The 805-nt window shown below is 44.6% G+C and carries 1 pseudogene; it reads left to right on the top strand.

Features of this window, described 5'->3' with window-relative positions:
• Positions 1 to 56: 56 nt before the first annotated feature.
• Positions 57 to 800, top strand: a pseudogene (locus tag P5674_RS25415) (group II intron reverse transcriptase); the annotation flags it as partial.
• Positions 801 to 805 lie beyond the last annotated feature (5 nt).

Genomic DNA, 805 nt, shown 5'->3' on the forward strand with positions numbered 1-805 from the left:
CAAGTACGGTTCTGAATGGGAGGGGTAGACCGTGAGGTCTATCTCGACCCCTAATCCCAGTAGGAAAATACAAGTCTGGAAAAACAGGGGGACCCACGAGCCGATTAATCGGACATAAAACCCACATAAAACCCAGCCAAAAAGCAGTTAAAGCCCATACAGAAGTGATTAAAGGTGTAATAGAACAACATAAAACAGCACCTCAGTCAGCCCTGATTAGCAGACTAAACCCGATTATCCGAGGATGGTGAAACTATTATTCAGCGGTAGTCTCAACCGAGACATTCAACAAACTAGACAACATAGTTTGGCAAATGATACGGGCATGGACAGTGTCAAGATGCGGAAAGGCAAGCCATGAAAAGCTAAGGAATTACTTCAGAAATGGAACAGTTAAACTTAGCAATGGGAAAGAAAGACACGAAAATTGGATGTTCCAAACCAAAGATGGATTTCAACTGTGGAAACATAATTGGACTCCGATTGTCAGACACACCCTAATACGCCCTGACGCAACACTTTATGACGGAAATTGGACTTACTGGGCAACCAGAAAAGGACAAGCAATAGAAACGCCAACAAGGGTAGCCAAACTACTCAAGAAGCAAAAGGGTAGGCGTACCTGGTGCGGGCCATACTTTACCTCATCAGATTTAGTGGAAGTAGACCACACTGTACCTCGAAGCCAAGGCGGAAAGGATGAATACAAGAATCTTCAGCTACTACACCGCCACACCCGCGACGATAAAACCAGCAATTCTCATTTTGGAAATTCAACTGCTATCGGGTGGGATGTCTAACTCGA

Origin of the sequence: Limnospira sp. PMC 289.06, from assembly GCF_032350395.1 — a bacterium.
Lineage (GTDB): Bacteria > Cyanobacteriota > Cyanobacteriia > Cyanobacteriales > Microcoleaceae > Limnospira > Limnospira platensis.